The 23,585-nt window shown below is 74.1% G+C and carries 23 protein-coding genes; 12 read left to right on the forward strand and 11 right to left on the reverse strand.

Annotated elements, in window-relative coordinates:
• Window positions 1–108: 108 nt before the first annotated feature.
• The 3 genes from AC230_RS08825 to ctaC are packed head-to-tail and all read right to left on the reverse strand — an operon-like array spanning window position 109 to window position 3,193.
• Complete coding sequence (locus tag AC230_RS08825) at window positions 109–507, reverse strand: cytochrome c oxidase subunit 4 (protein WP_049715511.1); 399 nt, start codon at window positions 505–507, stop codon at window positions 109–111.
• On the reverse strand, window positions 504–2,231 hold the full coding sequence (gene ctaD / locus AC230_RS08830; RefSeq protein WP_049715512.1) for an aa3-type cytochrome oxidase subunit I: 1,728 nt from the start codon (window positions 2,229–2,231) through the stop codon (window positions 504–506). Before ctaD ends, AC230_RS08825 begins: the two co-directional genes overlap by 4 nt.
• Window positions 2,228–3,193 carry an aa3-type cytochrome oxidase subunit II gene (gene ctaC, locus AC230_RS08835; protein WP_049715513.1) on the reverse strand — a complete coding sequence of 322 codons (966 nt, stop codon included), beginning with the start codon at window positions 3,191–3,193 and terminating at the stop codon, window positions 2,228–2,230. The genes ctaD and ctaC overlap by 4 nt, the downstream gene beginning before the upstream one ends.
• Window positions 3,194–3,488: 295 nt before the next feature.
• Here ctaC and AC230_RS08840 point away from each other — a divergent pair, with 295 nt between their 5' ends.
• Window positions 3,489–4,874, forward strand: coding sequence for a cysteine desulfurase/sulfurtransferase TusA family protein (locus AC230_RS08840; protein WP_049715514.1), 1,386 nt, complete (start codon window positions 3,489–3,491; stop codon window positions 4,872–4,874).
• 59 nt (window positions 4,875–4,933) lie between these two features.
• Here AC230_RS08840 and AC230_RS08845 read toward each other — a convergent pair whose 3' ends face one another.
• Window positions 4,934–5,911: a carbohydrate kinase family protein gene (locus AC230_RS08845; RefSeq protein ID WP_049715515.1), complete on the reverse strand. Its 978-nt coding sequence runs from the start codon at window positions 5,909–5,911 to the stop codon at window positions 4,934–4,936.
• A 171-nt stretch (window positions 5,912–6,082) separates the two neighbouring features.
• On the opposite strand from AC230_RS08845, the gene AC230_RS08850 reads away from it, so the two are divergent.
• Complete coding sequence (locus tag AC230_RS08850; protein ID WP_049715516.1) at window positions 6,083–6,295, forward strand: hypothetical protein; 213 nt, start codon at window positions 6,083–6,085, stop codon at window positions 6,293–6,295.
• A gap of 120 nt (window positions 6,296–6,415) precedes the next feature.
• A complete protein-coding gene (locus AC230_RS08855; RefSeq protein WP_049715517.1) occupies window positions 6,416–7,852 on the forward strand; it encodes a hypothetical protein in 1,437 nt (478 codons plus the stop codon).
• 52 nt (window positions 7,853–7,904) lie between these two features.
• On the opposite strand, the gene AC230_RS08860 is transcribed toward AC230_RS08855, so the two are convergent.
• Window positions 7,905–8,261: a HesB/IscA family protein gene (locus tag AC230_RS08860; protein ID WP_049715853.1), complete on the reverse strand. Its 357-nt coding sequence runs from the start codon at window positions 8,259–8,261 to the stop codon at window positions 7,905–7,907.
• Window positions 8,262–8,491: 230 nt separating this feature from the next.
• On the opposite strand from AC230_RS08860, the gene nadA reads away from it, so the two are divergent.
• Window positions 8,492–9,679, forward strand: coding sequence for a quinolinate synthase NadA (gene nadA / locus AC230_RS08865; protein WP_049715518.1), 1,188 nt, complete (start codon window positions 8,492–8,494; stop codon window positions 9,677–9,679).
• 41 nt (window positions 9,680–9,720) lie between these two features.
• On the opposite strand, the gene AC230_RS08870 is transcribed toward nadA, so the two are convergent.
• The 4 genes from AC230_RS08870 to AC230_RS08885 form a co-directional block, all read right to left on the reverse strand.
• The gene (locus AC230_RS08870; RefSeq protein ID WP_049715519.1) at window positions 9,721–10,392 is read right to left on the reverse strand and encodes a response regulator; all 672 of its coding nucleotides are present in this window, start codon (window positions 10,390–10,392) and stop codon (window positions 9,721–9,723) included.
• Entirely contained in the window at window positions 10,389–11,594 is a 1,206-nt protein-coding gene (locus AC230_RS08875) for a sensor histidine kinase (RefSeq protein WP_049715520.1), read from the reverse strand. Before AC230_RS08875 ends, AC230_RS08870 begins: the two co-directional genes overlap by 4 nt.
• A gap of 171 nt (window positions 11,595–11,765) precedes the next feature.
• Window positions 11,766–12,044 carry a PspA-associated protein PspAA gene (gene pspAA, locus AC230_RS08880; protein WP_049715521.1) on the reverse strand — a complete coding sequence of 93 codons (279 nt, stop codon included), beginning with the start codon at window positions 12,042–12,044 and terminating at the stop codon, window positions 11,766–11,768.
• A gap of 20 nt (window positions 12,045–12,064) precedes the next feature.
• A complete protein-coding gene (locus AC230_RS08885; protein WP_049715522.1) occupies window positions 12,065–12,853 on the reverse strand; it encodes a PspA/IM30 family protein in 789 nt (262 codons plus the stop codon).
• Between the two features lie 109 nt (window positions 12,854–12,962).
• On the opposite strand from AC230_RS08885, the gene AC230_RS08890 reads away from it, so the two are divergent.
• Both AC230_RS08890 and AC230_RS08895 read left to right on the forward strand, forming a co-directional pair.
• Entirely contained in the window at window positions 12,963–13,670 is a 708-nt protein-coding gene (locus tag AC230_RS08890) for a DUF3043 domain-containing protein (RefSeq protein WP_078871076.1), read from the forward strand.
• Window positions 13,667–14,461, forward strand: a complete 795-nt coding sequence (locus tag AC230_RS08895; protein WP_078871125.1) for a class I SAM-dependent methyltransferase — start codon at window positions 13,667–13,669, stop codon at window positions 14,459–14,461. Before AC230_RS08890 ends, AC230_RS08895 begins: the two co-directional genes overlap by 4 nt.
• Before the next feature lie 75 nt (window positions 14,462–14,536).
• On the opposite strand, the gene AC230_RS08900 is transcribed toward AC230_RS08895, so the two are convergent.
• Window positions 14,537–14,755 carry a hypothetical protein gene (locus AC230_RS08900; RefSeq protein ID WP_049715525.1) on the reverse strand — a complete coding sequence of 73 codons (219 nt, stop codon included), beginning with the start codon at window positions 14,753–14,755 and terminating at the stop codon, window positions 14,537–14,539.
• Between the two features lie 129 nt (window positions 14,756–14,884).
• On the opposite strand from AC230_RS08900, the gene AC230_RS08905 reads away from it, so the two are divergent.
• From AC230_RS08905 to AC230_RS32465, 4 genes are all read left to right on the forward strand, one after another.
• On the forward strand, window positions 14,885–16,087 hold the full coding sequence (locus AC230_RS08905; protein WP_049715526.1) for a bifunctional adenosylcobinamide kinase/adenosylcobinamide-phosphate guanylyltransferase: 1,203 nt from the start codon (window positions 14,885–14,887) through the stop codon (window positions 16,085–16,087).
• An 81-nt stretch (window positions 16,088–16,168) separates the two neighbouring features.
• On the forward strand, window positions 16,169–17,215 hold the full coding sequence (gene cobT, locus AC230_RS08910; RefSeq protein ID WP_049715527.1) for a nicotinate-nucleotide--dimethylbenzimidazole phosphoribosyltransferase: 1,047 nt from the start codon (window positions 16,169–16,171) through the stop codon (window positions 17,213–17,215).
• 93 nt (window positions 17,216–17,308) lie between these two features.
• Window positions 17,309–19,051, forward strand: a complete 1,743-nt coding sequence (locus AC230_RS08915) for a phosphatidylglycerol lysyltransferase domain-containing protein (RefSeq protein WP_241833141.1) — start codon at window positions 17,309–17,311, stop codon at window positions 19,049–19,051.
• Window positions 19,048–19,767 (forward strand): hypothetical protein, encoded by a 720-nt coding sequence (locus tag AC230_RS32465; RefSeq protein WP_049715529.1) that lies wholly within the window; start codon window positions 19,048–19,050, stop codon window positions 19,765–19,767. Before AC230_RS08915 ends, AC230_RS32465 begins: the two co-directional genes overlap by 4 nt.
• Here AC230_RS32465 and AC230_RS08925 read toward each other — a convergent pair.
• Window positions 19,734–20,471, reverse strand: a complete 738-nt coding sequence (locus AC230_RS08925; RefSeq protein WP_049715530.1) for a hypothetical protein — start codon at window positions 20,469–20,471, stop codon at window positions 19,734–19,736. The two genes, AC230_RS32465 and AC230_RS08925, sit on opposite strands and share 34 nt — an antisense overlap.
• Window positions 20,472–20,560: 89 nt before the next feature.
• On the opposite strand from AC230_RS08925, the gene AC230_RS08930 reads away from it, so the two are divergent.
• Both AC230_RS08930 and AC230_RS08935 read left to right on the forward strand, forming a co-directional pair.
• Window positions 20,561–21,355 carry an adenosylcobinamide-GDP ribazoletransferase gene (locus AC230_RS08930; protein WP_049715531.1) on the forward strand — a complete coding sequence of 265 codons (795 nt, stop codon included), beginning with the start codon at window positions 20,561–20,563 and terminating at the stop codon, window positions 21,353–21,355.
• A gap of 164 nt (window positions 21,356–21,519) precedes the next feature.
• Window positions 21,520–23,049: a leucyl aminopeptidase gene (locus AC230_RS08935; protein ID WP_049715532.1), complete on the forward strand. Its 1,530-nt coding sequence runs from the start codon at window positions 21,520–21,522 to the stop codon at window positions 23,047–23,049.
• The last annotated feature ends 536 nt before the right edge of the window (window positions 23,050–23,585 follow it).

Consider the following 23,585-nt stretch of genomic DNA (forward strand, 5'->3'; position numbering starts at 1 on the left):
CCGTCCGCCGCGGCCCGTGGGGAGCGTGCGAACGGGTGGTGCGGGTGCGCGAACGGCCGGGCCCCGCGCACCGGAGGGTGCGCGGGGCCCGGCCGTGGGCGGGAGCCCTTACTGGTTCTGGTTCTCGCCGCGGTAGAACTCGAACACCCAGCCGAAGAGGCCGATCATGATCAGCGGGGCCGAGAAGAACATCAGCCACCAGCCGACCGCGATGGCCAGGAAGGCAAAGGCGCCACCGATGGCCAGGGACAGCGGCTGCCAGCTGTGCGGGGCGAAGAAGCCCAGCTCACCGGCGTCGTCCGCGACGTCCGCGTTCTTGTTGTCCTGCGCGCCGGCGTCCACCCGGCGCGCGGTGAACGCCAGGTAGTAGCCGACCATGACGCACAGACCGAAGGCCAGGAACAGGGCGGTCGTGCCCGCCGGCTCCTTCGACCACACGCCGTAGACGACGGCCATGGCCAGGATGAAGACGGAGAGCCAGATGAACATCCGGCCTTGGATCTTCACTTGCCGGCCTCCTTGCCACCCGCGAGGGCCTTGTCCTTGTCAGCGAGATTGTGCTCCAGCTCGAGAGCGGCGATCTCGGGGTGGTGCAGGTCGAACGCCGGGGATTCCGACCGGATGCGCGGCAGCGTGAGGAAGTTGTGCCGCGGCGGCGGGCAGGAGGTCGCCCACTCCAGCGAACGGCCGTAGCCCCAGGGGTCGTCGACCTCGACCTTCTTGCCGTACTTGGCGGTCTTCCAGACGTTGTAGAAGAACGGCAGGATCGACAGGCCGAGCAGGAACGAGCTGATCGTGGAGATGGTGTTCAGCGTCGTCCAGCCGTCGGCGGCCAGGTAGTCGGCGTACCGGCGCGGCATGCCCTCGGCGCCCAGCCAGTGCTGGACGAGGAACGTGCCGTGGAAGCCGACGAACAGCGTCCAGAAGGTGATCTTGCCGAGGCGCTCGTCCAGCATCTTGCCCGTGAACTTCGGCCACCAGAAGTGGAATCCGGAGAACATCGCGAAGACCACGGTGCCGAAGATGACGTAGTGGAAGTGCGCGACGACGAAGTACGAGTCGGAGACGTGGAAGTCCATCGGCGGCGAGGCCAGGATGACGCCGGTCAGACCACCGAAGGTGAAGGTGATCAGGAAGCCGACGGCCCACAGCATCGGGGTCTCGAAGGACAGCGAGCCCTTCCACATGGTGCCGATCCAGTTGAAGAACTTCACACCGGTCGGGACCGCGATCAGGAAGGTCATGAAGGAGAAGAACGGCAGCAGCACACCGCCGGTCACGTACATGTGGTGCGCCCACACCGTCACCGAGAGGCCGGCGATGGAGATGGTCGCCGCGATCAGACCCCAGTAACCGAACATCGGCTTGCGGGAGAAGACCGGGATGACCTCGGAGATGATGCCGAAGAACGGCAGGGCGATGATGTACACCTCGGGGTGGCCGAAGAACCAGAAGAGGTGCTGCCACAGCAGGACGCCGCCGTTGGCCGCGTCGAAGATGTGGGCGCCGAACTTGCGGTCCGCCTCCAGGGCGAACAGCGCGGCCGCCAGCACCGGGAAGGCCAGCAGGACCAGCACACCGGTCAGCAGGACGTTCCAGGTGAAGATCGGCATGCGGAACATCGTCATGCCGGGCGCGCGCATGCAGATGATGGTGGTGATGAAGTTGACCGCACCGAGGATGGTGCCGAAGCCGGACATCGCCAGACCCAGGATCCACAGGTCGGCGCCGAGACCCGGCGAGTGGGCGCTGTCGGTCAGCGGCGAGTAGGCGAACCAGCCGAAGTCGGCGGCGCCCTGCGGGGTGAGGAAGCCACCGACCGCGATCAGCGAGCCGAACAGGTACAGCCAGTAGGCGAACATGTTCAGCCGCGGGAACGCCACGTCGGGCGCGCCGATCTGCAGCGGCATGATCCAGTTCGCGAAGCCGGAGAACAGCGGCGTCGCGAACATCAGCAGCATGATCGTGCCGTGCATCGTGAACGCCTGGTTGAACTGCTCGTTCGACATGATCTGCGTGCCGGGACGGGCCAGTTCGGCGCGCATCAGCAGCGCCATCAGACCGCCGATGCAGAAGAACGCGAACGACGTGATCAGGTACAGCGACCCGATCGTCTTGTGGTCGGTGGTGGTCAGCCACTTGACCACCACGTTGCCTGGCGCCTTGGTGCGAACAGGCGGTGCTGCCGTGTCAGATGCGGCGGCACCCTGGGGTTCGTTGAGGATGCTCACTTGTTCTTGGTCTCCGCGTTCTTCGCGTGATCCGACAGCGCGATGCCCGCCGGCACGTAGCCGGTCTGCCCCTTGTCGGCCAGCTCCTTGAGGTGCTTCTGGTAGCGCTCAGGGGAGACGACCTTGACGTTGAAGAGCATCCGCGAGTGGTCCTGCCCGCAGAGCTCGGCGCACTTGCCCCTGAAGGTGCCCTCCCGGTTGGGGGTCACCGTGAAGCTGTTGGTGTGCCCCGGCAGGACGTCCTGCTTCATCAGGAACGGCACCACCCAGAAGGAGTGGGCGACGTCGCGGGAGGTCAGCACGAACTCGACCGTCTCGCCCTTGGGCAGCCACAGCGTCGGGCCGGGCATGCCGTTCTGCGGGTTCCGCGTGCCCGGGGTGCCGACGTCGTAGACACCGGCCGCGTTCGCCGGGGCCTTCTTCAGGAACCGGTCCGGGATGGCGTCGAGCTCCTTGAGCTTGCGCAGGTCCTGGCCCGGCTTCTGGCCCTGGGCGGTCTCCATGTAGTTGAAGGCCCAGCTCCACTGGAAGCCCACCACGTTCACGACGTGCTTGGGCTTGTCCGGGTTGGTCAGGAGCTTGTTCTCATCGCGGGCCGTGAAGTAGAAGAGCACCGACACGATGAGGATCGGGACCACGGTGTACAGCGTCTCCAGGGGGACGTTGTACCGGGTCTGGGTGGGAACCTCGATCTTGCTCCGGCTGCGCCGGTGGAAGATGACGCTCCAGAGAATAAGCCCCCACACCAGGACGCCGACCGCGAGGGCGGCGGCCCACGAGCCCTGCCACAGGGAGAGGATCCGCGGCGCCTCCTCCGTGACGGGAGTGGGCATTCCGAGGCGGGGAAAGTCCTTCGATGTGCAACCGGTGGCGGTCGCCAGAACAGCGCCCGCGGCCAGCGCCTGCAGCAGCTTCCGCCGCACCGGGCGCCGCGACGAGCGGTCGGAGCCGTTGGGACTCACGTAGCGCCTTCCCGAGAGTCTCGCCCGCGCGGCCGGCTGCGGCCGTCTCGGTCGGTCGCCGGCCCGCTGCGGGCAGGGTTTGGATGTTTATGCGGACCAAACCCTACTGGACGCTATTTGGGGTCGCGCGGGGAGGGTGCCCAACGCGCCGGGCGGCTCCCCCAAGAGTCCCCACAAGCCCCCGGAAGGCTCCGCGGCGGACGTGACGGCGCCGCCGTGACCGCTGCGCGGCGGCACCTGGGGGACCGTCAGGCCCGGGCCGCGCGCGGCGGAAGGCCGCGCTAGGTTCGGTCGCGTGCCCTACTTCGACGCCGCTTCCGCCGCTCCCCTGCACCCCGTCGCCCGTCAGGCGCTGCTCGCCGCCCTCGACGAGGGCTGGGCCGACCCCGCCCGCCTCTACCGGGAGGGCCGCCGGGCGCGGCTGCTGCTCGACGCCGCGCGCGAGGCCGCCGCCGCGGAGGCCGGCTGCCGTCCGGACGAACTCGTCTTCACCCCTTCGGGTACCCGCGCCCTGCACGACGGCATCGCGGGCGCCCTCGCCGGCCGCCGCCGGACCGGCCGTCATCTCGTCGTCGCCGCCGTCGAGCACTCCGCCGTCCTGCACGCGGCCGAGGCCCTGGAGGCGGAGGGCGGCAGCGTCACCCGGGTGCCGGTGGACCGCACCGGCCGGGTGTCCGCCGGGGAGTACGCGGCCGCCCTGCGGCCGGACACCGCGCTGGCCGCGCTGCAGTCCGCCAACCACGAGGTCGGCACCGAACAGCCCGTCGCCGAGGCCGCGGAGGCCTGCCGGAAGGCCGGGGTGCCGCTGCTGGTGGACGCGGCCCAGTCGCTCGGCTGGGGCCCGGTGCCCGGGGGCTGGTCGCTGCTGACCGCCAGCGCGCACAAGTGGGGCGGGCCGCCCGGGGTGGGGCTGCTGGCGGTGCGCAAGGGCGTGCGGTTCGCGGCGCGCCGGCCGGCGGACGAGCGCGAGCACGGCCGGGCGCCGGGCTTCCCCGACCTGCCCGCGGTCGTCGCGGCGGCGGCCTCGCTGCGGGCCGTGCGCGCCGAGGCCGCGGCGGAGGCGGCGCGGCTGCGCGCGCTGGTGGACCGGGTGCGGGCGCGGGTGCCGGAGCTCGTCCCCGACGTGGAGGTGGTCGGCGACCCGGTGCGGCGGCTGCCGCATCTGGTCACGTTCTCCTGTCTCTATGTCGACGGCGAGGCGCTGCTGCACGCGCTGGACCGGGAGGGGTTTTCGGTCTCCTCCGGCTCGTCGTGCACGTCGAGCACCCTGGAGCCGAGTCATGTGCTGCGCGCGATGGGGGTGTTGTCGGAGGGGAACGTGCGGGTGTCGTTGCCGTGGGGGACGGACGCGGCGGACGTCGAGCGCTTCCTCGACGTCCTGCCGGGGGTCGTCGCGGGGGTGCGCGAGCATCTCGGGGCGCCTTCGGAGGCGCCGGCGTCCGTTTCCCCGGCGGGGACGGAGCTCGTGGTGGACGCGCTCGGGAAGCGGTGCCCGATTCCCGTGATCGAGCTGGCGAAGGTCTTCGGGGACGTGCCGGTGGGCGGGCTCGTGACCGTGCTGTCCGACGACGAGGCGGCCCGGCTCGACGTGCCGGCGTGGTGCGGGATGCGGGGGCAGGAGTACGTGGGGGAGCGAGCGGTGGAGGGCGGGGTGGCCTACACGGTGCGGCGCCGTTCGTAGGGGGACGCCGCGCGGGCGCCGGACGGGCTGGAGCCGCCCGTCCGGCGCCCGGCGAGGGGTCAGACCAGCAGGTGCTGCTGGATGTCGGCCGCGGCCTCGTGGCCGTACGCCTTGGTGAAGCGCTCCATGAAGTGGCCGCGGCGCAGTTCGTACTCCTGGGTGCCGAGGGTCTCGATGACGAGCGTGGCCAGCATGCAGCCGAGCTGGGCCGCGCGCTCCAGGGAGAGCTTCCAGGTGAGCCCCGCGAGGAAGCCCGCGCGGAAGGCGTCGCCGACCCCGGTCGGGTCGACCTTCGCCTGCTCCTCGGCGCAGCCGACCTCGATGGCCGGCTCGCCCGCGCGCTCGATGCGGACGCCGCGGGGGCCCAGGGTGGTGACGCGGGTGCCGACCTTGGCGAGGATCTCGTCCCCGGTCCAGCCGGTCTTGGACTCGATGAGGGCCTTCTCGTACTCGTTGGTGAACAGGTAGGCGGCGCCCTCGACGAGCTGGCGGATGTCGTCGCCCTCCATGCGGGCCAGCTGCTGGGAGGGGTCGGCGGCGAAGGGGATGCCCCGGGTCCGGCACTCCTCCGTGTGACGCAGCATCGCCTCGGGGTCGTCGGCCCCGATGAGCACCAGGTCGAGGCCGCCGACGCGCTCGGCGACCGGCTGGAGCTCGATGAGGCGGGCCTCGCTCATGGCGCCGGTGTAGAAGGACGCGATCTGGTTGTGGTCGGTGTCCGTGGTGCACACGAACCGGGCGGTGTGCAGGACCTCGGAGATGTGGACCGAGTCGGTGTCGACGCCGTGGCGGTCGAGCCAGGCGCGGTAGTCGGCGAAGTCCTCGCCGGCGGCGCCGACGAGGATCGGGCGCAGGCCCAGGACGCCCATGCCGAAGCAGATGTTCGGGCCGACGCCGCCGCGCCGGACGTCGAGGTCGTCCACGAGGAAGGAAAGGGAGACCGTGTGCAGCTGGTCCGCCACGAGCTGGTCGGCGAAGCGGCCGGGGAACGTCATCAGGTGATCGGTAGCGATGGAACCGGTGACAGCGATACGCACGGCGGATCTGCTCCTTGCGGGGCGAGTCGGTGGGAGAATCGGCGAACGAGAAAGGCCAGACCACGCTACCCGTTCCAGCCCCGGGTACCAGTAAGGATCTCGCCACGACTGGCTGAATCTACCCGACCCCGGGGCCTACTCGGCCGGGCCCCCGCTGAGTACGGTGCGCTCATGCGGACCCATGTGAAGCACGTCACCCAGGCACCGGCCGAGCCGTACGGGATGGCCGCGCTGCGCCGGGACTGCGCGGGGATGCTGCCGCACTGGAGGGTGCCCGCGACGGGCGAGGAGGACGGGGCCGGGGGCGCCCCGGAGCCGCGCGGGGTCCGCGTCCCGGAGGGGGCCGCCCGGCTGGTGGCCGGGATGGCCGAGTACGGCGGCTGACGCCGGCCCCGGCCCGCGGTGGAACCGCCCGCTCCTGTGCCCCGTCCCACCGGCGCCCCCTTTCCCACGGGGGTGCCGACGGGGACGACGCCGGCAGGAGCGCAGTGAAGGAGCGATGTGGTGGGCACCGAGGACGGCACCTCCGGGACACGGCGGCGGGCGTACTCGCCTCCGGTGGTCGCGTCGGTCGCGGCGGCCGTGCTGCTGGCCGGGGGCGGCGGAGCGTACTGGGCCGTCGCGGCGGGCGACGACGACGGCACCCCCGCGCCGGCCGCGGCCCGGGGCACTCCCCCGCCGCTGGCGCTGGACGGCTCCGGACCGGCACCCGCCGGGGGGCCGGGGCCGGGCATAGCGGTGGGCGAGCCGGATCCCGGCGGGACCCGTTACCGGGCGGCGGGCAGGCTGCCGGAGGGGCCGCGCAGCGCGGCGGTGCACCTGTCGAGCGGCGAGGTCACGCGGGACGAAGTGGCCCGGCTGGCACGGGCGTTGGGGGTGGCGGGCGAGCCGCGGCTCGCGGACGGGCTGTGGACCGTCGGCGGGCGGTCGGGGCCGATGCTGCGAGTGGGGGCGAAGGGGCCGGGGAACTGGTCGTACTCCCGGTACGGGCTCGCGGGCGGTACGCCCTGTGTGCATCCGGGGAAGGACACCCCGGGCGAGGGGGCGCCGCCGTGCCCGTCGCACCGGGACCGTCCCGGCGGCTCGGACCCGGCGGCGTCGCGGCCGGTGCCGGAGGAGCGGGCGCGGGCCGCCGCCCGGCCGGTGCTGGAGGCGCTCGGGCTGAAGGACGCGAAGGTCGGCGCGGACCGGGTCTTCGGCGCGGTGCGGTCCGTCACGGCGGATCCGGTGGTGGACGGGCTGCCGACGTACGGCTGGCAGACCGCGCTCCAGGTCGCGGCGGACGGCCGGCTCTCCGGCGGGAGCGGGCAGGTGCGGCTGCCGGCGAAGGGGCACGACTACCCGGTGGTGAGTGCCGCGCGGGCGCTGGAGGAGCTGAACCGGGCGGGCGCCCCGGCCCGGCCGCGGCCGCCGGGCGACTGCGCGACGCCGGTGCCGCTGGGGACGGACGGGGCGGCGGCGCCCTGTGGTTCCGCCCCGCCGGCGCGGGATCCGGTGGTGATACGGGGGGCGACGTTCGCGCTGTCCGGGCAGTCGGTGGGCGGGCGGCCGGCCCTGGTGCCGTCGTGGCTGTTCGCCGCGGAGGTGGGCGGCGGGGCGACGGTGACGCTGGCCCAGCCGGCCGTGGACCCGGCGTACCTGGTCAAGGGCGCGGGCCCGAAGAAGCCGTCGCCGGCCGCGCCGGCGCACGTCACCTCGTACCGCACGGACGGCAAGCGGCTCACCCTGCGCTTCTGGGGCGGGATGTGCAGCGACTACGCGGCGTCGGCGGTGCAGTCGGCGGCGGCGGTGACGGTCAAGGTCACCGGGACCGAGCGGGAGCCGGGCCGTCCCTGTGTGCTGGCGGCGCGGGAGTACGACCGGAACGTCGCGCTGGAGGAGCCGCTCGACGGACGGAAGGTCGTGGACGTGCTCACCGGCGAGCCGGTGCCCAGGGGGTGACCGTACGGCGGAGGCGGGTGCCCCGGTGGGGACACCCGCCTCGTGCGCGCGGTCAGTTGAAGGAGTCGCCGCAGGCGCAGGAGCCGGTGGCGTTAGGGTTGTCGATGGTGAAGCCCTGCTTCTCGATGGTGTCGACGAAGTCGATCGAGGCACCGTTCAGGTACGGGGCGCTCATGCGGTCGGTGACGACCTTGACACCGCCGAAGTCCTTCACGACGTCGCCGTCGAGCGAGCGCTCGTCGAAGAAGAGCTGGTAGCGCAGGCCGGAGCAGCCGCCGGGCTGGACGGCGACGCGCAGGGCGAGGTCGTCACGGCCCTCCTGCTCCAGCAGGCTCTTGACCTTCGCGGCAGCGGCATCGGACAGGAGGATGCCGTCGCTCACCGTGGTCTTCTCGTCCTGAACGGACATCTGCTTCACTCCCGGGTTTCGTGCGGACTGCTTGCCCTCGGCTGAACCGACGGAGCCCGGGATTCATTCCGGGTCCGGCCGTTGGTTTCCGCCTTTCATGCTCGCACATCCCGGGGCGTGTGCGAATGCGTCACATCGACGCAATGGGCATCGTCAAAGTGACGCGAAGCGGCTATGATAGATAGCGTCAATTTGACGATTACGTCGGCAGAACAGAAAGGGTGCGTGTCGTGACCACCGCCCAGCCCTTGGAATTCCAGGCCCCCACCCCGTCGCCCCTCGCCCTCCTGCTGCTGGGCCGCGAGTCCGACCCGCGCAGCGAGCGCGGAGTGGAGTGCCCCGGCGACCTGCCGGCGCCGTCCGACCCGGACCTGGTGGAGCGGGCCCGCGCCGCCAAGGCGAAGCTCGGGGACAAGGTCTTCGTCCTCGGCCACCACTACCAGCGCGACGAGGTCATCGCGTTCGCGGACGTCACCGGGGACTCCTTCAAGCTCGCGCGGGACGCGGCGGCGCGGCCCGACGCGGAGTACATCGTCTTCTGCGGTGTGCACTTCATGGCGGAGTCGGCCGACATCCTCACCTCCGACGCCCAGCAGGTCGTCCTGCCGGACCTGGCCGCCGGCTGCTCGATGGCCGACATGGCCACCGCCGAGCAGGTCGCCGAGTGCTGGGACGTCCTGACCGAGGCGGGCGTCGCGGACGTGACCGTGCCCGTCTCGTACATGAACTCCTCCGCCGACATCAAGGCCTTCACCGGCAAGCACGGGGGCACCATCTGCACCTCCTCCAACGCGGAGCGGGCGCTGAGGTGGGCCTTCGAGCAGGGCGAGAAGGTGCTCTTCCTGCCGGACCAGCACCTCGGGCGCAACACCGCCGTGCGCGACATGGGCATGTCCCTCGACGACTGCGTCGTCTACAACCCGCACAAGCCCGGTGGCGGGCTCACGGCCGGGCAGCTGCGCGACGCCAGGATGATCCTGTGGCGCGGGCACTGCTCCGTGCACGGGCGCTTCTCGCTGGAGTCGGTCCGCGAGGTGCGGGAGCGCATACCCGGCGTCAACGTGCTCGTGCACCCCGAGTGCCGGCACGAGGTCGTGGCCGCCGCCGACCACGTGGGCTCCACCGAGTACATCATCAAGACGCTGGAGGCCGCCCCGGCCGGGTCGAAGTGGGCCGTGGGCACCGAGCTGAACCTGGTGCGGCGGCTGGCGAACCGTTTCGCGGCGGAGGGCAAGGAGATCGTCTTCCTCGACCGGACGGTGTGCTTCTGCTCGACCATGAACCGCATCGACCTGCCGCACCTGGTGTGGGCGCTGGAGTCCCTGGCGGAGGGCAAGGTCGTCAACCGGATCGAGGTGGATCCGGAGGTGGCGGCGTTCTCGAAGGTCGCGCTGGAGCGGATGCTGGCGCTGCCGTAGGGCCGCCGGCGGGCGAGGCGCCCCGGAGGGGCCCCGCCGCCTCACTCGCCGCGCGGGCGCACCAGCCCCGACTCATAGGCGAGCATGACCAGTTGGGCGCGGTCCCGGGCGCCCAGTTTCGCCATCGCCCGGTTGACGTGCGTCTTGACCGTCAGCGGGCTCACGGCCAGCCGCTCGCCGATCTCGTCGTTCGACAGACCGCCCGCGACATGGGCGAGGACCTCGCGTTCGCGGGCGGTGAGGACGTCCAGGCGGGGCGAGGGCGCGGCCGGGAGGGCGCCGTCGGTGGCGAGGAAGGTGGCGATCAGCCCCTTCGTCGCCGCCGGCGACAGCAGCGCCTCGCCCGCCGCCACGGTCCGGATCGCCGCGAGCAGTTCCTCCGGCTCCGCGCCCTTGCCGAGGAAGCCGGACGCCCCGGCCCGGAGCGACTGCACCACGTACTCGTCGACCTCGAAGGTCGTCAGCATCACCACCCGCACGCCGGCCAGTCCCGGATCCGAGCAGATCTCGCGGGTGGCGGCGAGGCCGTCGACGCCGGGCATGCGGATGTCCATGAGCACCACGTCGGGGCGTTCGGCGCGGGCCAGCCGCACCGCCTCCGCGCCGTCGGCCGCCTCGCCCACCACCCGCATCCCCGGCTCGGATTCGACCAGCACGCGGAAGGCGCTGCGCAACAGGGCCTGGTCGTCGGCGAGGAGCACGGTCAGCGTCATGGGGTCAGCGTAGGCAGCGGCAGACGGACCCGTACGCGGAAGCTGGGGGCGTCCGTCCGCGGCCCGGTCTCGATCGTGCCGCCGAGGGCCGCGACCCGCTCCCGCATCCCCACCAGCCCGTGCCCGCCGGGCGGGGAGCCCTCCGCGCGGACGCCGCCGCCGTCGTCCCGCACCGTCAGCACCAGCCCGTCGGGCAGGTGACGGACGGTCACCTCGGCGCGGGCCCCGGGGCCGGCGTGCTTGCAGACGTTGGTCAGCGCCTCCTGGAGCACCCGGTAGGCGGTGAGGTCGACGGCCGCGGGCAACGGCCCGGCGCCGCCCGTGACGTCCACCGGCAGCCCGGCGCGGACGAAGCCGTCCACGAGCCCGCCGAGCGCCCCCAGGCCGGGCACCGGCTGGGTGGGCGCCTCCGGGTCGCCGTACTGGCGCAACAGCCCTACCGTGGCGCGCAGTTCGCCCAGCGCCGAGCGGCTCGCCTCGCGGACGTGCGCGAGCGCCTCCTTGGCCTGTTCCGGACGGCTGTCCATGACGTGCGAGGCCACCCCCGCCTGGACGTTGACCAGCGCGATGTGGTGCGCGACCACGTCGTGCAGCTCGCGGGCGATGCGCATCCGCTCCTCGGCGACCCGGCGGCGCGCCTCCTCCTCCCGGGAGCGCTCGGCCCGCAACGCGCGCTCCTCGATCGCGGCGATGTACGCCCGCCGGCTGCGGACGGCGTCACCGGCCGCGGCGGCCATGCCCATCCACGCGAGGAGCCCCACGTTCTCCTGCGCGTACCAGGGCGGCGGGCCGATCAGCATGACGGCGGCGGTCAGGCCGGTGACGGCCACGGCCGCGATGCGCCAGGCGGTGGGGCGCTCGGTGCGGGAGACGACGGTGTACAGCGCGACCACGGCGGAGGTGGCGATCTGGGTGCGGGGGGCGCCCCCGCCGGCGGTCACCGCGCCGGCGAGGGAGAGCACCGAGGTGACGGCCAGCACCGGGCGCGGGGCCCGGCGGCGGGCGACCAGCGCGGCGGCGGCCAGCGCGGCCAGCCCGGCGTAGCCGGCGCCGGGCGGGCGCTGTCCGGCGTGCCGGCCCAGGACGGCGCCCAGCAGCATCGTCGCGAAGACCCCGGCGGCCACCAGGACGTCCGCCGCGACCGGGTGGGCGCGCAGCCAGCGCTGCGGTCGGGTGAGGCCGGAGACGGCGAGGGAGGTCATCACGTCCCTGAGTGATCGCTGGGTGATCCCTGGGCGATCGCCGAGTGATCGCCGAGTGGTCCGTAAGCGATCCCTGCGCCGCCCTGCGGCGTCGCGGCCCCCCGGGGACGTCCGCGCGCCCCGTCCCGCGAGGGGGGAGGGGCGCGGCGGGGCGCCGGGGAGGAGCGCGGGTCAGCCGGGGATGAGGCCGTCGTCGCTGAGCATCTGCCGGACCTCGTCCAGGCCGGCGTCGGGGGCGGGAAGGATCAGCTCGGAGGGTTCCAGGGCGTCGTCCGGCAGCGGGGTGCCGAGCCGGCGCACCGCGTCCAGCAGGGCGCCGAGGGTCCGGCGGAAGCCGGCCTCGTCGCCGCTCTCCATCTCGTCGAGGAGCTCGTCGTCCAGCGCGTTGAGCTCGGTGAAGTGGCTGTCGGCCAGCTTCCACTGGCCCTCGCCCATGATGCGAACGATCATGACGGCTCCTCCTGGCCGGTTCAGCGCTTGTTGAAGTCCGGCCGGTCCTGCGGCTGCTGTGCCGCCTGCTGCTGTCCCCCCTCGATGGCGGGCTTGGCCGCGCCGCCGCCGGCGAGCTCGGCCTTCATCCGCTGGAGCTCCAGCTCGACGTCGTTGCCGCCGGACAGGCGCTCCAGCTCGGCCGTGATGTCGTCCTTCGCCATGCCCGTCGGGTCGTCGAGGGCGCCCGAGGCGAGCAGCTCGTCGATCGCGCCGGCCCGGGCCTGGAGCTGGGCCGTCTTGTCCTCGGCGCGCTGGATGGCCAGGCCGACGTCGCCCATCTCCTCGGAGATGCCGGAGAACGCCTCGCCGATGCGGGTCTGGGCCTGGGCGGCGGTGTAGGTGGCCTTGATGGTCTCCTTCTTGGTGCGGAAGGCGTCGACCTTGGCCTGGAGACGCTGGGAGGCGAGCGTGAGCTTCTCCTCCTCGCCCTGGAGGGTCTGGTGCTGCGTCTCCAGGTCGCTGACCTGCTGCTGGAGGGCGGCGCGGCGGGTGAGCGCCTCGCGCGCCAGGTCCTCGCGGCCCAGCGCGAGCGCCTTGCGGCCCTGCTCCTCCAGCTTCGAGGACTGCCCCTGGAGCTGGCTGAGCTGGAGCTCCAGGCGCTTGCGCGAGGTGGCGACGTCGGCCACGCCCCGGCGGACCTTCTGCAGCAGCTCGACCTGCTTCTGGTACGAGTAGTCGAGGGTCTCGCGCGGATCCTCGGCCCGGTCCAGGGCCTTGTTGGCCTTCGCGCGGAAAATCATCCCCATACGCTTCATGACACCGCTCATGGGCCTCGCGCGCCCCCTTCTGACCGACTAGCTCGGGCTTCGGCTCCATCACACCTAACAGAACCCACAGTACGGGGCCCGTCCCCATTACCGCACTGTCCGGGCGCCGATGCGCTCCTCCTCCAGGACGATCAGGAGGCCGCGCTCCTCCCGCCCAAGGAGTAGGCGCTCCGTCCCCCCTTGTCCGGGGAACCCCGTACCCTTGGGTTCCGTGTTCCGAAGCCGTGCGAAGGAAGAGCAGTCCGCGAAGGCCACCGCCAAGGTGACCGCGGACGAGCCGAAGCAGCCCCGTCACCCCGAGGCCCCCAAGGGCCGCCCCACGCCCAAGCGCAGCGAGGCGACCTCGCAGCGCCGCAGCCTGGCCAGTACGCCCGCCGGCGGCGGCAAGGACGCGGCGAAGCGCGCCCGCGAGGCGCGCCGGGCCGACCTCGCCCGCCAGCGCGAGGCGCTCGCCAACGGCGACGAGCGGTTCCTGCCGCTCCGTGACAAGGGCCCGGTCCGCCGCTTCGTGCGCGACTTCGTGGACGCGCGGTACTCGTTCGCCGAGTTCTTCCTGCCGCTCGCGGTGGTCATCCTCGTCCTGAGCATGATCAACCAGGGGGCGTTCCAGCAGTACGTGCTGCTGCTGTGGATGGTCGTGATCCTGCTGATCGTCGTCAACTCGGTGGTCACGGCGGTCACCCTGCGGAAGGCGCTCAAGCGGCGCTTCCCCGACGAGAACACCCGCGGCGCCATCCCGTACGCGCTGATGCGCACCCTCCAGATGCGGCGGCTGCGGCTGCCCAAGCCGAAGGTCAAGCGCGGGGAGAAGCCCTGAGCGGCCTTCCCCCCGCCGGCTTCCCCGACGGTTTACGGAATACGGTCCGCCACGAGCTCGTCGGGCGGCAGCTCGACGAGCAGCTCGCCGCCCGTTTCCCGGTGGGCCGGCGGCTGCGCGTGCTGGACGTGGGCCTCGCCCACGGCACCCAGGCGCTGCGGCTGGCCCGCGCCGGGCACGAGGTGACCGCGCTGGAGGCGGACGCGGCGACGGTGGCGGCGGTCCGCACGGCGCTGGCCGCCGAGCCGGCCGGGATCCGCGAACGGGTCCGGCTGATCGAGGGCGACGGGCGGGACACGGGGGCGCACTTCACCCCGGGCGCCTTCGACATCGTGCTGTGCCACGGCGTGCTCATGCACGTCGAGGAACCGGACCCGCTGCTGGCCGGCCTGGCCCGGGTCCTGGCCCCCGGCGGCCTGCTCTCGCTGGTCGTGCGCAACGCGGACGCGCTGGCCCTGCGCCCGGGCCTGACCGGCGACTGGGCCGCGGCGCTGGCCGCGTTCGACTCCCCCTACTGCCTCGACCCGTCGTCCGGCGCCCGCCTGCGCGCCGACCGCCGGGAGACCCTGACGGCCACGCTCGCGGGGATCGGCGCGCCGCTGCGGGCCTGGTACGGGGTGCGGGTGTTCACGGACCTGCCGGCTGCGGCGGTGCCGGGCCCGCCCGGTCCGGACGGCGTCCCGGCCGCCGGTCTCGACGCCGTCCTCGCCGCGGAGGAACGCGCCGGCCGGACGGACCCCTACCGCGCGGTGGCGGGGCTGCTGCACCTGTGCGGGGTGCGGGGCGGGTAGCGCGGGGCGGGCGGCCCGGGGCCGCCCCGCCCGGAGCCGTGCCCCGCGCCCGGCACCGGCCCGGCGCCGGTCCGGTCAGCCCGCCTCCGCCGCGTCGTGCAGGCTCATCGGCGCGGCGTAGACCTCCCTGCCGTCCTCCAGGAGGCGGACCTGGTCGACGCCGCCGTCGAGGAGGGCGCGCCACTCCTCGCCCATCCAGGACTCCGCGTCGCCCTGCGTCGTGAACTCCTCCGGCTCCACCGGCGGAGCCGTCTCCGTGCCGTCGGCCTTCTCGAAGCGCCACACCCACGCCATGTACGACTCCCTCTGTCCCGACGTTCGTTCCGACGTTCCGCTGACCCAGCGCAGCCTAGGCGGCGGGGGCCGGGGGTGAAAGGGTGATCCCGGCGCGCCCGCCGGCGGCGGACGCGAGACGATCGGGGCGTGGAACTGACATTGCTCGGCACCGGGGCCCCCGACGGGCTGCCGCGCCCCGCCTGCCCCTGCGCCGCCTGCGCCGTCTCCGTGGGCGAGGCCGCGCGGGCCGCGACCGCCCTGCTCGTCGACGGCGCGCTGCTGTTCGACCTGACCCCCGGCCCGGCGTTCGCCGCGGCCCGCGCGGGCCGGTCGATCAGCGGGGTGCGGCAGGTGCTGCTCTCCCACCCGCACGACGGCCCGGCCGTCGAGTTCCCGGCCGGGCTGCCGGCCCCGGGGCGGGTGCCGGACGGCCGCGAGCTGTCGGTGATCAGCGGGCACCGGGTGCGGGCGGTGGCCCTGGACGCGCCGGGCACGGGCTACGAGGTGACCGGCCCGGACGGCGACCGCCTGCTGTACCTGCCGCCGGGCGGCGCCCCGGCCGGGCTCTCCTCCTCCGCCGCCGCCCCCTACGACGCCGTCCTGCTGGACGTCGTGGGGCGGCCCGACGCGCTGGCCCGGCTGCGGGGGGCGGGCGCGGTCACGGCGACCACGGACGTCCTCGCGGTGCACCTGGACCACGACGTGCCGCCGGGCCGCGAGCTGCGCCGGAGACTGGCGGCCGCCGGGGCGCGCGCCGTCCCCGACGGCACCTCGGTGACGGTGGGCGACTACCACGCGGTGCCCGACGTGCCGCGGCGCACGCTGGTGCTCGGCGGGGCGCGGTCGGGCAAGTCGGTGGAGGCGGAGCGGCGGCTGGAGTCCTTCCCGGACGTCCTCTACGTCGCCACCGGCGGCACGCGCGAGGGGGACCGCGACTGGGCGTCCCGCATAGCGCTCCACCGCGAGCGCCGGCCCGCGTCCTGGCGCACGGCCGAGACCTGCGACCTCGTACCGCTGCTGGCGGAGGACGGGCCGCCGCTGCTGATCGACTGCCTGGCGCTGTGGCTCACGGACGCGATGGACTCCGTCGGGGCGTGGGACGACGCGCGCTGGGCGGACGGGGGCGCGGCGGCGCTGGCCGAGCGGGTGGCGGCGCTGGTCGCGGCCGTCCGGGCCACGAGCCGCACGGTCGTGGCGGTGAGCAACGAGGTCGGCTCCGGGGTCGTGCCCGCGACGGCCTCGGGGCGGCGGTTCCGGGACGAGCTGGGGCGGCTGAACGCGGCGGTGGCGGCCGAGTGCGAGCAGGTGCTGCTGGTGGTGGCGGGCCAGACCGTGCGCCTGCGCGGCTGACGCGCGCGCCCGCCGGCGGGGAGGCCGCCCCGCCCGCCGCACCCCGTAGCACAAGCCCCCGGCACGGGTAATGTGTCGCGGATGAGCGGTCTGAATCTTGATGACTTCGCCACGCTGATCGAGCGCCCGGACGCCGGCGTGCGCCGCGACGCCGAGGAGCGGCGCGAACGCCTCGGGCCGCGCCCGGGAGCGTTCGGCCGCCTGGACGAGATCGGCGAGTGGCTCGCCGCCGCCCAGGGCGGCGTGCCGGTCAGGGCGATCCGGCAGCCGAAGGCGGTGCTCTTCGCCGGGGACCACGGCGTGGCCGCCCTCGGCGTCTCGGCCGGCCCGGCCGGCGGCGCGCACGAGCTGGTGCGCGCCACGCTGGACGGCGAGAGCGCCCCCGCCGTCCTCGCCCGCCGCTTCGGCGCGGCCCTGCGCGTCGTCGACATGTCCGTGGACTGCGACCCGGAGCTGCTGCCCGAGGAGGTCACGCGGCACCGGGTGCGCCGCGGCTCCGGCCGGATCGACGTCGAGGACGCGCTGACCGCAGAGGAGGCGGAGCGCGCCTTCCGCGCCGGGATGGCGGTCGCGGACGAGGAGGCCGACTCGGGCACCGACCTCGTCGTCCTCGGCGACCTGAGCGTCGGCGGCACGACCGCCGCCGGCACCCTGATCGGCGCCCTGTGCGGCACGGACGCCTCGGTCGTCACCGGCCGCGGCGGCTTCGGCATCGACGACCTGGCCTGGATGCGCAAGTGCGCCGCGATCCGCGACGCCCTGCGCCGGGCCCGGCCCGCGCTCGGCGACCAGCTCGAACTGCTGGCCGCGTCCGGCGGCGCCGACCTGGCGGCGATCACCGGCTTCCTGCTCCAGAGCGCCGTGCGCCGCACGCCCGTGATCCTGGACGGCGTGGTCTCCGCGGCCTGCGCCCTGGTCGCCCAGCGGGTGGCCTTCCGGGCCCCGGACTGGTGGCTCGCCGGGCAGGACAGCGGCGACCCCGCCCAGGCGAAGGCACTCGACCGGATTGCACTCAACCCTCTCCTCGACCACGGCGTCACACTGGGCGAGGGAACGGGGGCGCTGCTCGCCCTGCCACTGGTGCAGGCGGCCGCGGCCCTGGCGGCGGAGCTCCCCGAGCGTCCCTGACGTCACCGTCACCGGCACAGGGCCGGGGCCCCGCCGCGTCTTCCCGGACGGTCCGCCTTCGCGGGAACTACGTGGGAACTGGGAGAACTCCGCTTGACTCCGGACGACGAGGCGCGCGGCGGCCCCTGGCCGAGGCGCGCCGCGGCCTTCGCCGTGTGGTACGTGCGCGTGGTCGCCTTCATCAACCTGCTCAGCGCGGTGTGGGTGTCCTTCGGCGCCAGCATCCGCCGGCACGCCGTGGACGACTACTTCACGCCGTACCTGCTGGAGGCGAGCTTCACCTCGGCGGTGGTCTCGGCGTTCATGGCGGTGACGCTGCGCCGCCGCAAGCGGGCCGCGTGGATCCTCAACCTGGTCCTCGCCGGGCTGCTCCTGCTGCTGCTCGCGCTGCTGATGGCCTACCCGGAGTTCCGGGCGCACGGGCAGAACTGGTTCTCCGTGGTGATCACGGCGCTGTTCGTCACCGCCCTGCTGGTGGGGCGGCGCGAGTTCTACGCGATCGGCGACCGCTCCAACCCCCGGCTCGCCGCGGCCGTGGCCGCCGCCGGCCTGCTGGTCTCCTCGCTGATCGCCGCGCTGCTGGTGACGGTCACCAACCAGGCGCACCCGTCCACCTTCTGGGAGCGCTGGCGCTACGGCGTCCGGCGGCTGGTCTTCCTCGTCGGCGACGACAGCCGCTTCCCCGGCATCGACACCCCGGACTGGGTCAACGTCGTCATCAACGTGATGAGCACGGTGCTGCTGGTGCTGGTGGTGTGGGCGGCGTTCCGCTCGCGCCGCGCCACCGACCCGCTGACCGCCGAGGACGAGGCACGGCTGCGCGCCCTGCTCGACCGCTTCGGCGACCGCGACTCGCTGGGCTACTTCGCGCTGCGCCGCGAGAAGAGCGTCGTGTGGTCCCCGTCCGGCAAGGCGGCCGTCACCTACCGGGTGGTCGGCGGGGTCTCGCTGGCGTCCGGCGACCCCATCGGCGACCCGGAGGCGTGGCCCGGCGCCATCGAGCCCTGGCTCGCCGAGGCCCGCGCGCACGGCTGGATCCCCGCCGTGATGGGCGCGAGCGAGGAGGGTGGCACGGTCTACGCCCGGCACGGCCTGGACGCCCTGGAGCTGGGCGACGAGGCCATCGTGGACACCGCGGAGTTCACCCTGGAGGGCCGGGCGATGCGCACCGTCCGGCAGGCGTACAACCGGGTGCGGCGCGCCGGGTACACGGTGCGGATCCGCCGCCACGAGGACATCCCCGAGGACGAGATGGCCGGGCTGCTGCGCCGCGCCGACGACTGGCGCGACGGGGCGACCGAGCGCGGCTTCTCCATGGCGCTGGGCCGCCTCGGCGACCCGGACGACGGGCGCTGCGTGATGCTGGAGTGCCACGACGGCGACGGCGAGCTGCGCGCCCTGCTGAGCTTCGTCCCCTGGGGCCCCCGGGGCCTGTCCCTTGACCTGATGCGGCGCGACCGCGACTCCGAGAACGGCCTGATGGAGTTCATGGTCATCGAGCTGCTCCAGCGGGCGGCGGAGCTGCGCGTGACCCAGGTGTCGCTGAACTTCGCCATGTTCCGCTCGGTCTTCGAGCGCGGCTCCCGGCTGGGGGCGGGCCCGGTGCTGCGGGCCTGGCGCTCGCTGCTGAGCTTCTTCTCCCGCTGGTGGCAGATCGAGTCGCTCTACCGTGCAAATGCGAAGTACCGGCCGATCTGGGAGCCTCGTTTCATGCTGTTCGAGAAGAGCAGTGATCTGCTGCGGATCGGCGTCGCGAGCGCCCGCGCCGAGGGCTTCCTGGAGGCGCCGGGTCTACCCAAGTGGCTGAACCGCAAGCACCTGGAGAGCAAACGATGAACCGCGCGGCGCTGCGACGCGCCGCGCGCACCGAGTGGGGCCCGCTCACCGGCACCGTACGGGGGGCGCTCGCCCGCGACGGGCTCCGCGCGATCCCGCTCACGCTCGCGGCGGTCGCGCTGACGGCCGCCTTCCAGGTGGTGCAGAACCAGTCCTGGGGCTACCGGCCCGTCCAGCTGGTCGGCTCGGTGCGCGCCGAGATCCCCTGGTGGCTCGCCCTGCTGCGGACCCCGCTGTCGCTCTTCGTCCCCGCCCTGGACCTGCCGGTGTGGGGAGCCCTGGCCCAGGTCCTGCTCGTCTTCGGCGTCGCCGAGATCTGCCTGGGCCGGTGGCGGCTGCTGGCCGTCTCCTACCTCGCCACCCTCGCGGGGACGATGTACGCGCGGCTGGCCATCGCCCTGGGGCCCGGCGTCCTCGGGCTGCCCCGCGAGGCGGCCAAGGTGATCGACACCGGCCCGTCCGCGGCCGTCGTCGGGCTCGCGGTGTACGTGTCCTGGCGCTACCGCGCCTGGTGGACCTGCGGCGCGGTGGTGGCGGCGATGGTGGCCGAGGTGCTCGTCAAGCCCAATCTGGCGGGCAAGGAGCACATCGCCGCGGTACTCGCGGTGCTGGCGCTCAGCGCGGCGGAGGACGTCGTCCGGCGGCGCCGCAAGCCGCGCGACGACCGGTTCCGCAGCGGCGGTCAGCGGTCGGGGGCCCCCGCCACCAGGTCGTGAAGGCGGTTGCGGACCGCCGCCCAGCGGGCGTCGTGCCGCCAGGCGCGCACCCGCGCCCGGCGGCGGGCCCGCGGCCGGTTGCGGTAGAAGCGCCGGGCCCACGGCGAGCCCGGCCGGGCCAGCCGCACCGCGCCGATCAGCGCGACCAGCGGCACCACCGTGCCGATCAGCGCGATCCGCGGCTTGCCCTTGGCCAGGGCGAACAGCGCCACCAGGAAGTTGACCAGGGTGTTGGTCACCACGATGCTGCGGCTCTGCAGCTCGTCCGGCGTCAGCTCGTTCACCCCGAACGGGGAGAAGCCCGCGAGCACCAGGCCCACCAGGGCGGCCGTCAGCACCACGATCTCGACGCTCTTGCGGCCCTGTTCGGTCCAGTAGACGTCGTCGAGGTGGAGGATCAGCGCGAACTCGTCCAGCACCAGCCCCGCCCCCGTGCCGAAGAGCACCGCCGCGACCACCGAGCCCGTCCCCTGACGGTCCGTCGCCACCGCGCCGAACCCGCCGACCACCATGAGCACGACGCCCGGGACGACGTGGTGGACGTGCAGCCCGCCCGGCCGGATGTTGCGGAACGGGCCCCGGCCCGCCCGGATCAGCCGGGTGATGACCCGGGTGACCAGGAAGGTCAGCACGAACGCGGCCAGCGCCAGCAGCAGGGGCAGCTTGCCCGGCTCGACGACGTTGCGGTCAAGCCAGTGTTCCATCGGACTCCGCGCTCCCGAACTCCCGCCCACGACGGGCTCCCTGACCACTCCCCCGGGCCCCCGGAACGGCGGGATAGGCTCCCTGCGCCATGACCGACGCCCCACCCCCCACCACGCCCGCCGACGCCCTCCGGTTCGCCTTCGGCACCCTGACCGTACTGCCCGTACGCCTCACGCGCTGGGACCGGGCCGCCGCCCGCGGCGGCATGCTCGCCGCCCCGCTCGCCGGGCTGGCCGTCGGCGCCGCGGCCGGGGCCGCCGGCTGGCTGCTCCTCCTGCTCGGCGCAGGGGCGTGGCCCGCCGCCGTCGCCGCCACCGCCCTGCCCGCCGTGCTCACCCGCGGGCTCCACCTCGACGGGCTCGCCGACGTCGCCGACGGCCTGGGCAGCGGCAGGCCCGCCGAGGACGCGCTGCGGATCATGAAGCGGTCCGACATCGGCCCGTTCGGCGTCGTCACCCTCGTCCTCGTCCTGCTCGGCCAGGCCGCCGTGCTCGCCGGGCAGTACGCCGCCGGCGGCGCCCGCGGCCTGCTCGCCGCCCTGGTCGCCGGGCTCGCCGCCCGCTGCGCCCTGACCCTCGCCGCCCGCGCCGGCGTCCCCGCCGCCCGGCCCGAGGGCCTGGGCGCCGCCGTGGCCGGCGCCGTGCCCGTGCGCGCCGCCGCCGCCGTGCTCACCGCCGCGGTCTGCGCCGCCGCGGCGGCCGGGGCGGCGTACGGCCCGTACGCGGCGGCCCGCGCCGCCGCCGCCGTCCTCGCCGCCCTCGCCGCCGGCGAACTGCTGCTGCGCCACTGCCGCCGCCGCTTCGGCGGCGTCACCGGCGACGTCTTCGGCGCCCTGGCCGAGACCGCCGCCACCACCGCCCTGCTCGTCACGGCCCTGGGCTGAACGACCGTGCGGGGATAGGCTCCTGCCAGCCCCGAGGCCCGGAACCGGCGGCGAGGACCCGGCGCATACGATGCGCGGAGTGCGGCCGGCGCGGTCCCGCTGCGCTCTCACGAGGAACATCGCAGGAAATCGACGGAAGTACGGAAGTAGGGACACCCACCACCGTGACTGCTCTCACTCTCAGCACCTCCAGTGCGGCGACGCTGCGCGCGGACGCCATCGTCGTCGGCGTGGCCAAGGGCCCCAAGGGCCCGGTCGTCGCACCCGGCGCCGACGCCGTTGACCAGGCCTTCGACGGGAAGCTGGGCTCCGTCCTGGAGACCCTCGGCGCCACCGGCGACGAGGGCGAGGTCACCAAGCTCCCGGCCCCGGCCGGCATCAAGGCCCCCGTCGTGCTGGCGGTCGGCCTCGGCGGCGCCCCCGCCGAGGGCGACGGCTACGAGGGTGAGGCGCTGCGCCGTGCCGCCGGTGCCGCGGCCCGGGCGCTGTCCGGCACGAAGAAGGCCGCGTTCGCCCTGCCCGTCTCCGGCCCGGAGGACGTCGCCGTGATCGGCGAGGGCGCCGTGCTCGGCGCGTACGCCTTCACCGCCTACCGCACCGACGGCAACGGCAAGGCCGCCAAGGGCGGGAAGAACGAGCCGCTGGGCGAGGCCGCGATCCTGGGCGGCAAGCCCCGCGACAAGGCCCACAAGGCCGCCGTCGAGCGCGCGGCCACCGTCGCCGCCGAGGTCAACCGCGCCCGCGACCTGATCAACACCCCCTCCAACGACCTGTACCCGGCGGCCTTCGCCCGGCTCGCCCAGGAGGCCGCCAAGGAGTTCGGCCTCAAGGTCGAGGTGCTGGACGAGAAGGCGCTGCTCAAGGGCGGCTACGGCGGCCTGATGGGCGTGGGCCAGGGCTCCGCCAACCCGCCGCGGCTCGTCCGCCTCGGCTACACCCACCCCGAGGCCGGGAAGACCCTCGCCCTCGTCGGCAAGGGCATCACCTACGACTCGGGCGGCATCTCCCTCAAGCCGGCCGGCCACAACGAGACCATGAAGTGCGACATGAGCGGCGCCGCCGCCGTGTTCGCCGCCGTGGTGGCCGCGGCCCGCCTCGGCCTGCGCGTCAACGTCACGGGCTGGCTGGCCCTCGCGGAGAACATGCCCTCGGGCAGCGCCACCCGTCCGGGCGACGTCCTGCGGATGTACAGCGGCAAGACCGTCGAGGTCCTCAACACCGACGCCGAGGGCCGTCTGGTCCTGGCCGACGCGCTGACCCGCGCCTCGGAGGAGGAGCCGGACGCGATCGTGGACGTGGCCACGCTCACCGGCGCGATGGTGCTGGCGCTGGGCGACCGCACCTTCGGCGTCATGGCCAACGACGACGCGTTCCGCGCCGCGGTGCACGAGATCGCCGAGGAGGTCGGCGAGCAGGCGTGGCCCATGCCGCTCCCCGCCGAGCTGCGCAAGACGATGGACTCGCCGGTCGCCGACATCGCCAACATGGGCGTCCGCAACGGCGGCGGCCTGATCGCCGGCCTCTTCCTCCAGGAGTTCGTCGGCGAGGGCATCACGTGGGGTCACCTCGACATCGCGGGCCCGGCCTTCCACGAGAGCGCGCCCTTCGGCTACACGCCCAAGGGCGGCACGGGCTCCGCGGTCCGCACCCTCGTCCGCCTCGCGGAACGCACGGCCGCCGGCGACCTCGGCTGAGCCGGCTCTCCCTCCCTCCCCGCCCTTTCACCGTTTCCTCCGGGGCGGAGCCCCGGTCTTCTCCCGGGGCTCCGCCCCGGAGACGGGCCGCGCTCCGCGGGGGGGGCGGGGCTGCGCCCCCGGGGGCGCGGGGCGCAGCCCCCTCGACGTACAGGGGAGCCCCGAAGCGGGGTCCAGGGGGCGAAGCCCCCGGTGGGGGCGCGGGGGGCGAAGCCCCGCCCCCGCCCCCGCGCGGAAGCGCGGGTGAGACCCGGGGCGGAGCCCCGGAAGAAGACCGGGGCTTGCCCCGGGAGAAACGGTGAAAGGGCGGGACCGGGGCAAATCCCCCCACCCCAACCCACCCCGTTCGCTCTGGACGAACGCCCCGCCGGGAACCGGCAACAGGCTCCGGATACGCGCGAGTAACCCGCGAAGGTGACGCATCAGTCGCCCCACAGCCCCGGCCCGGCGTCCCACCCCCCGTCAACAAGTGCGAAGATGTTGTCTCGGCAGGACAGGGCCCCCGTAATCACAGGGCCGAAGCAACAAGCGGCCGA

The sequence above is a fragment of the Streptomyces caatingaensis genome (genome assembly GCF_001187435.1).
In the GTDB taxonomy this organism is placed as follows: domain Bacteria; phylum Actinomycetota; class Actinomycetes; order Streptomycetales; family Streptomycetaceae; genus Streptomyces; species Streptomyces caatingaensis.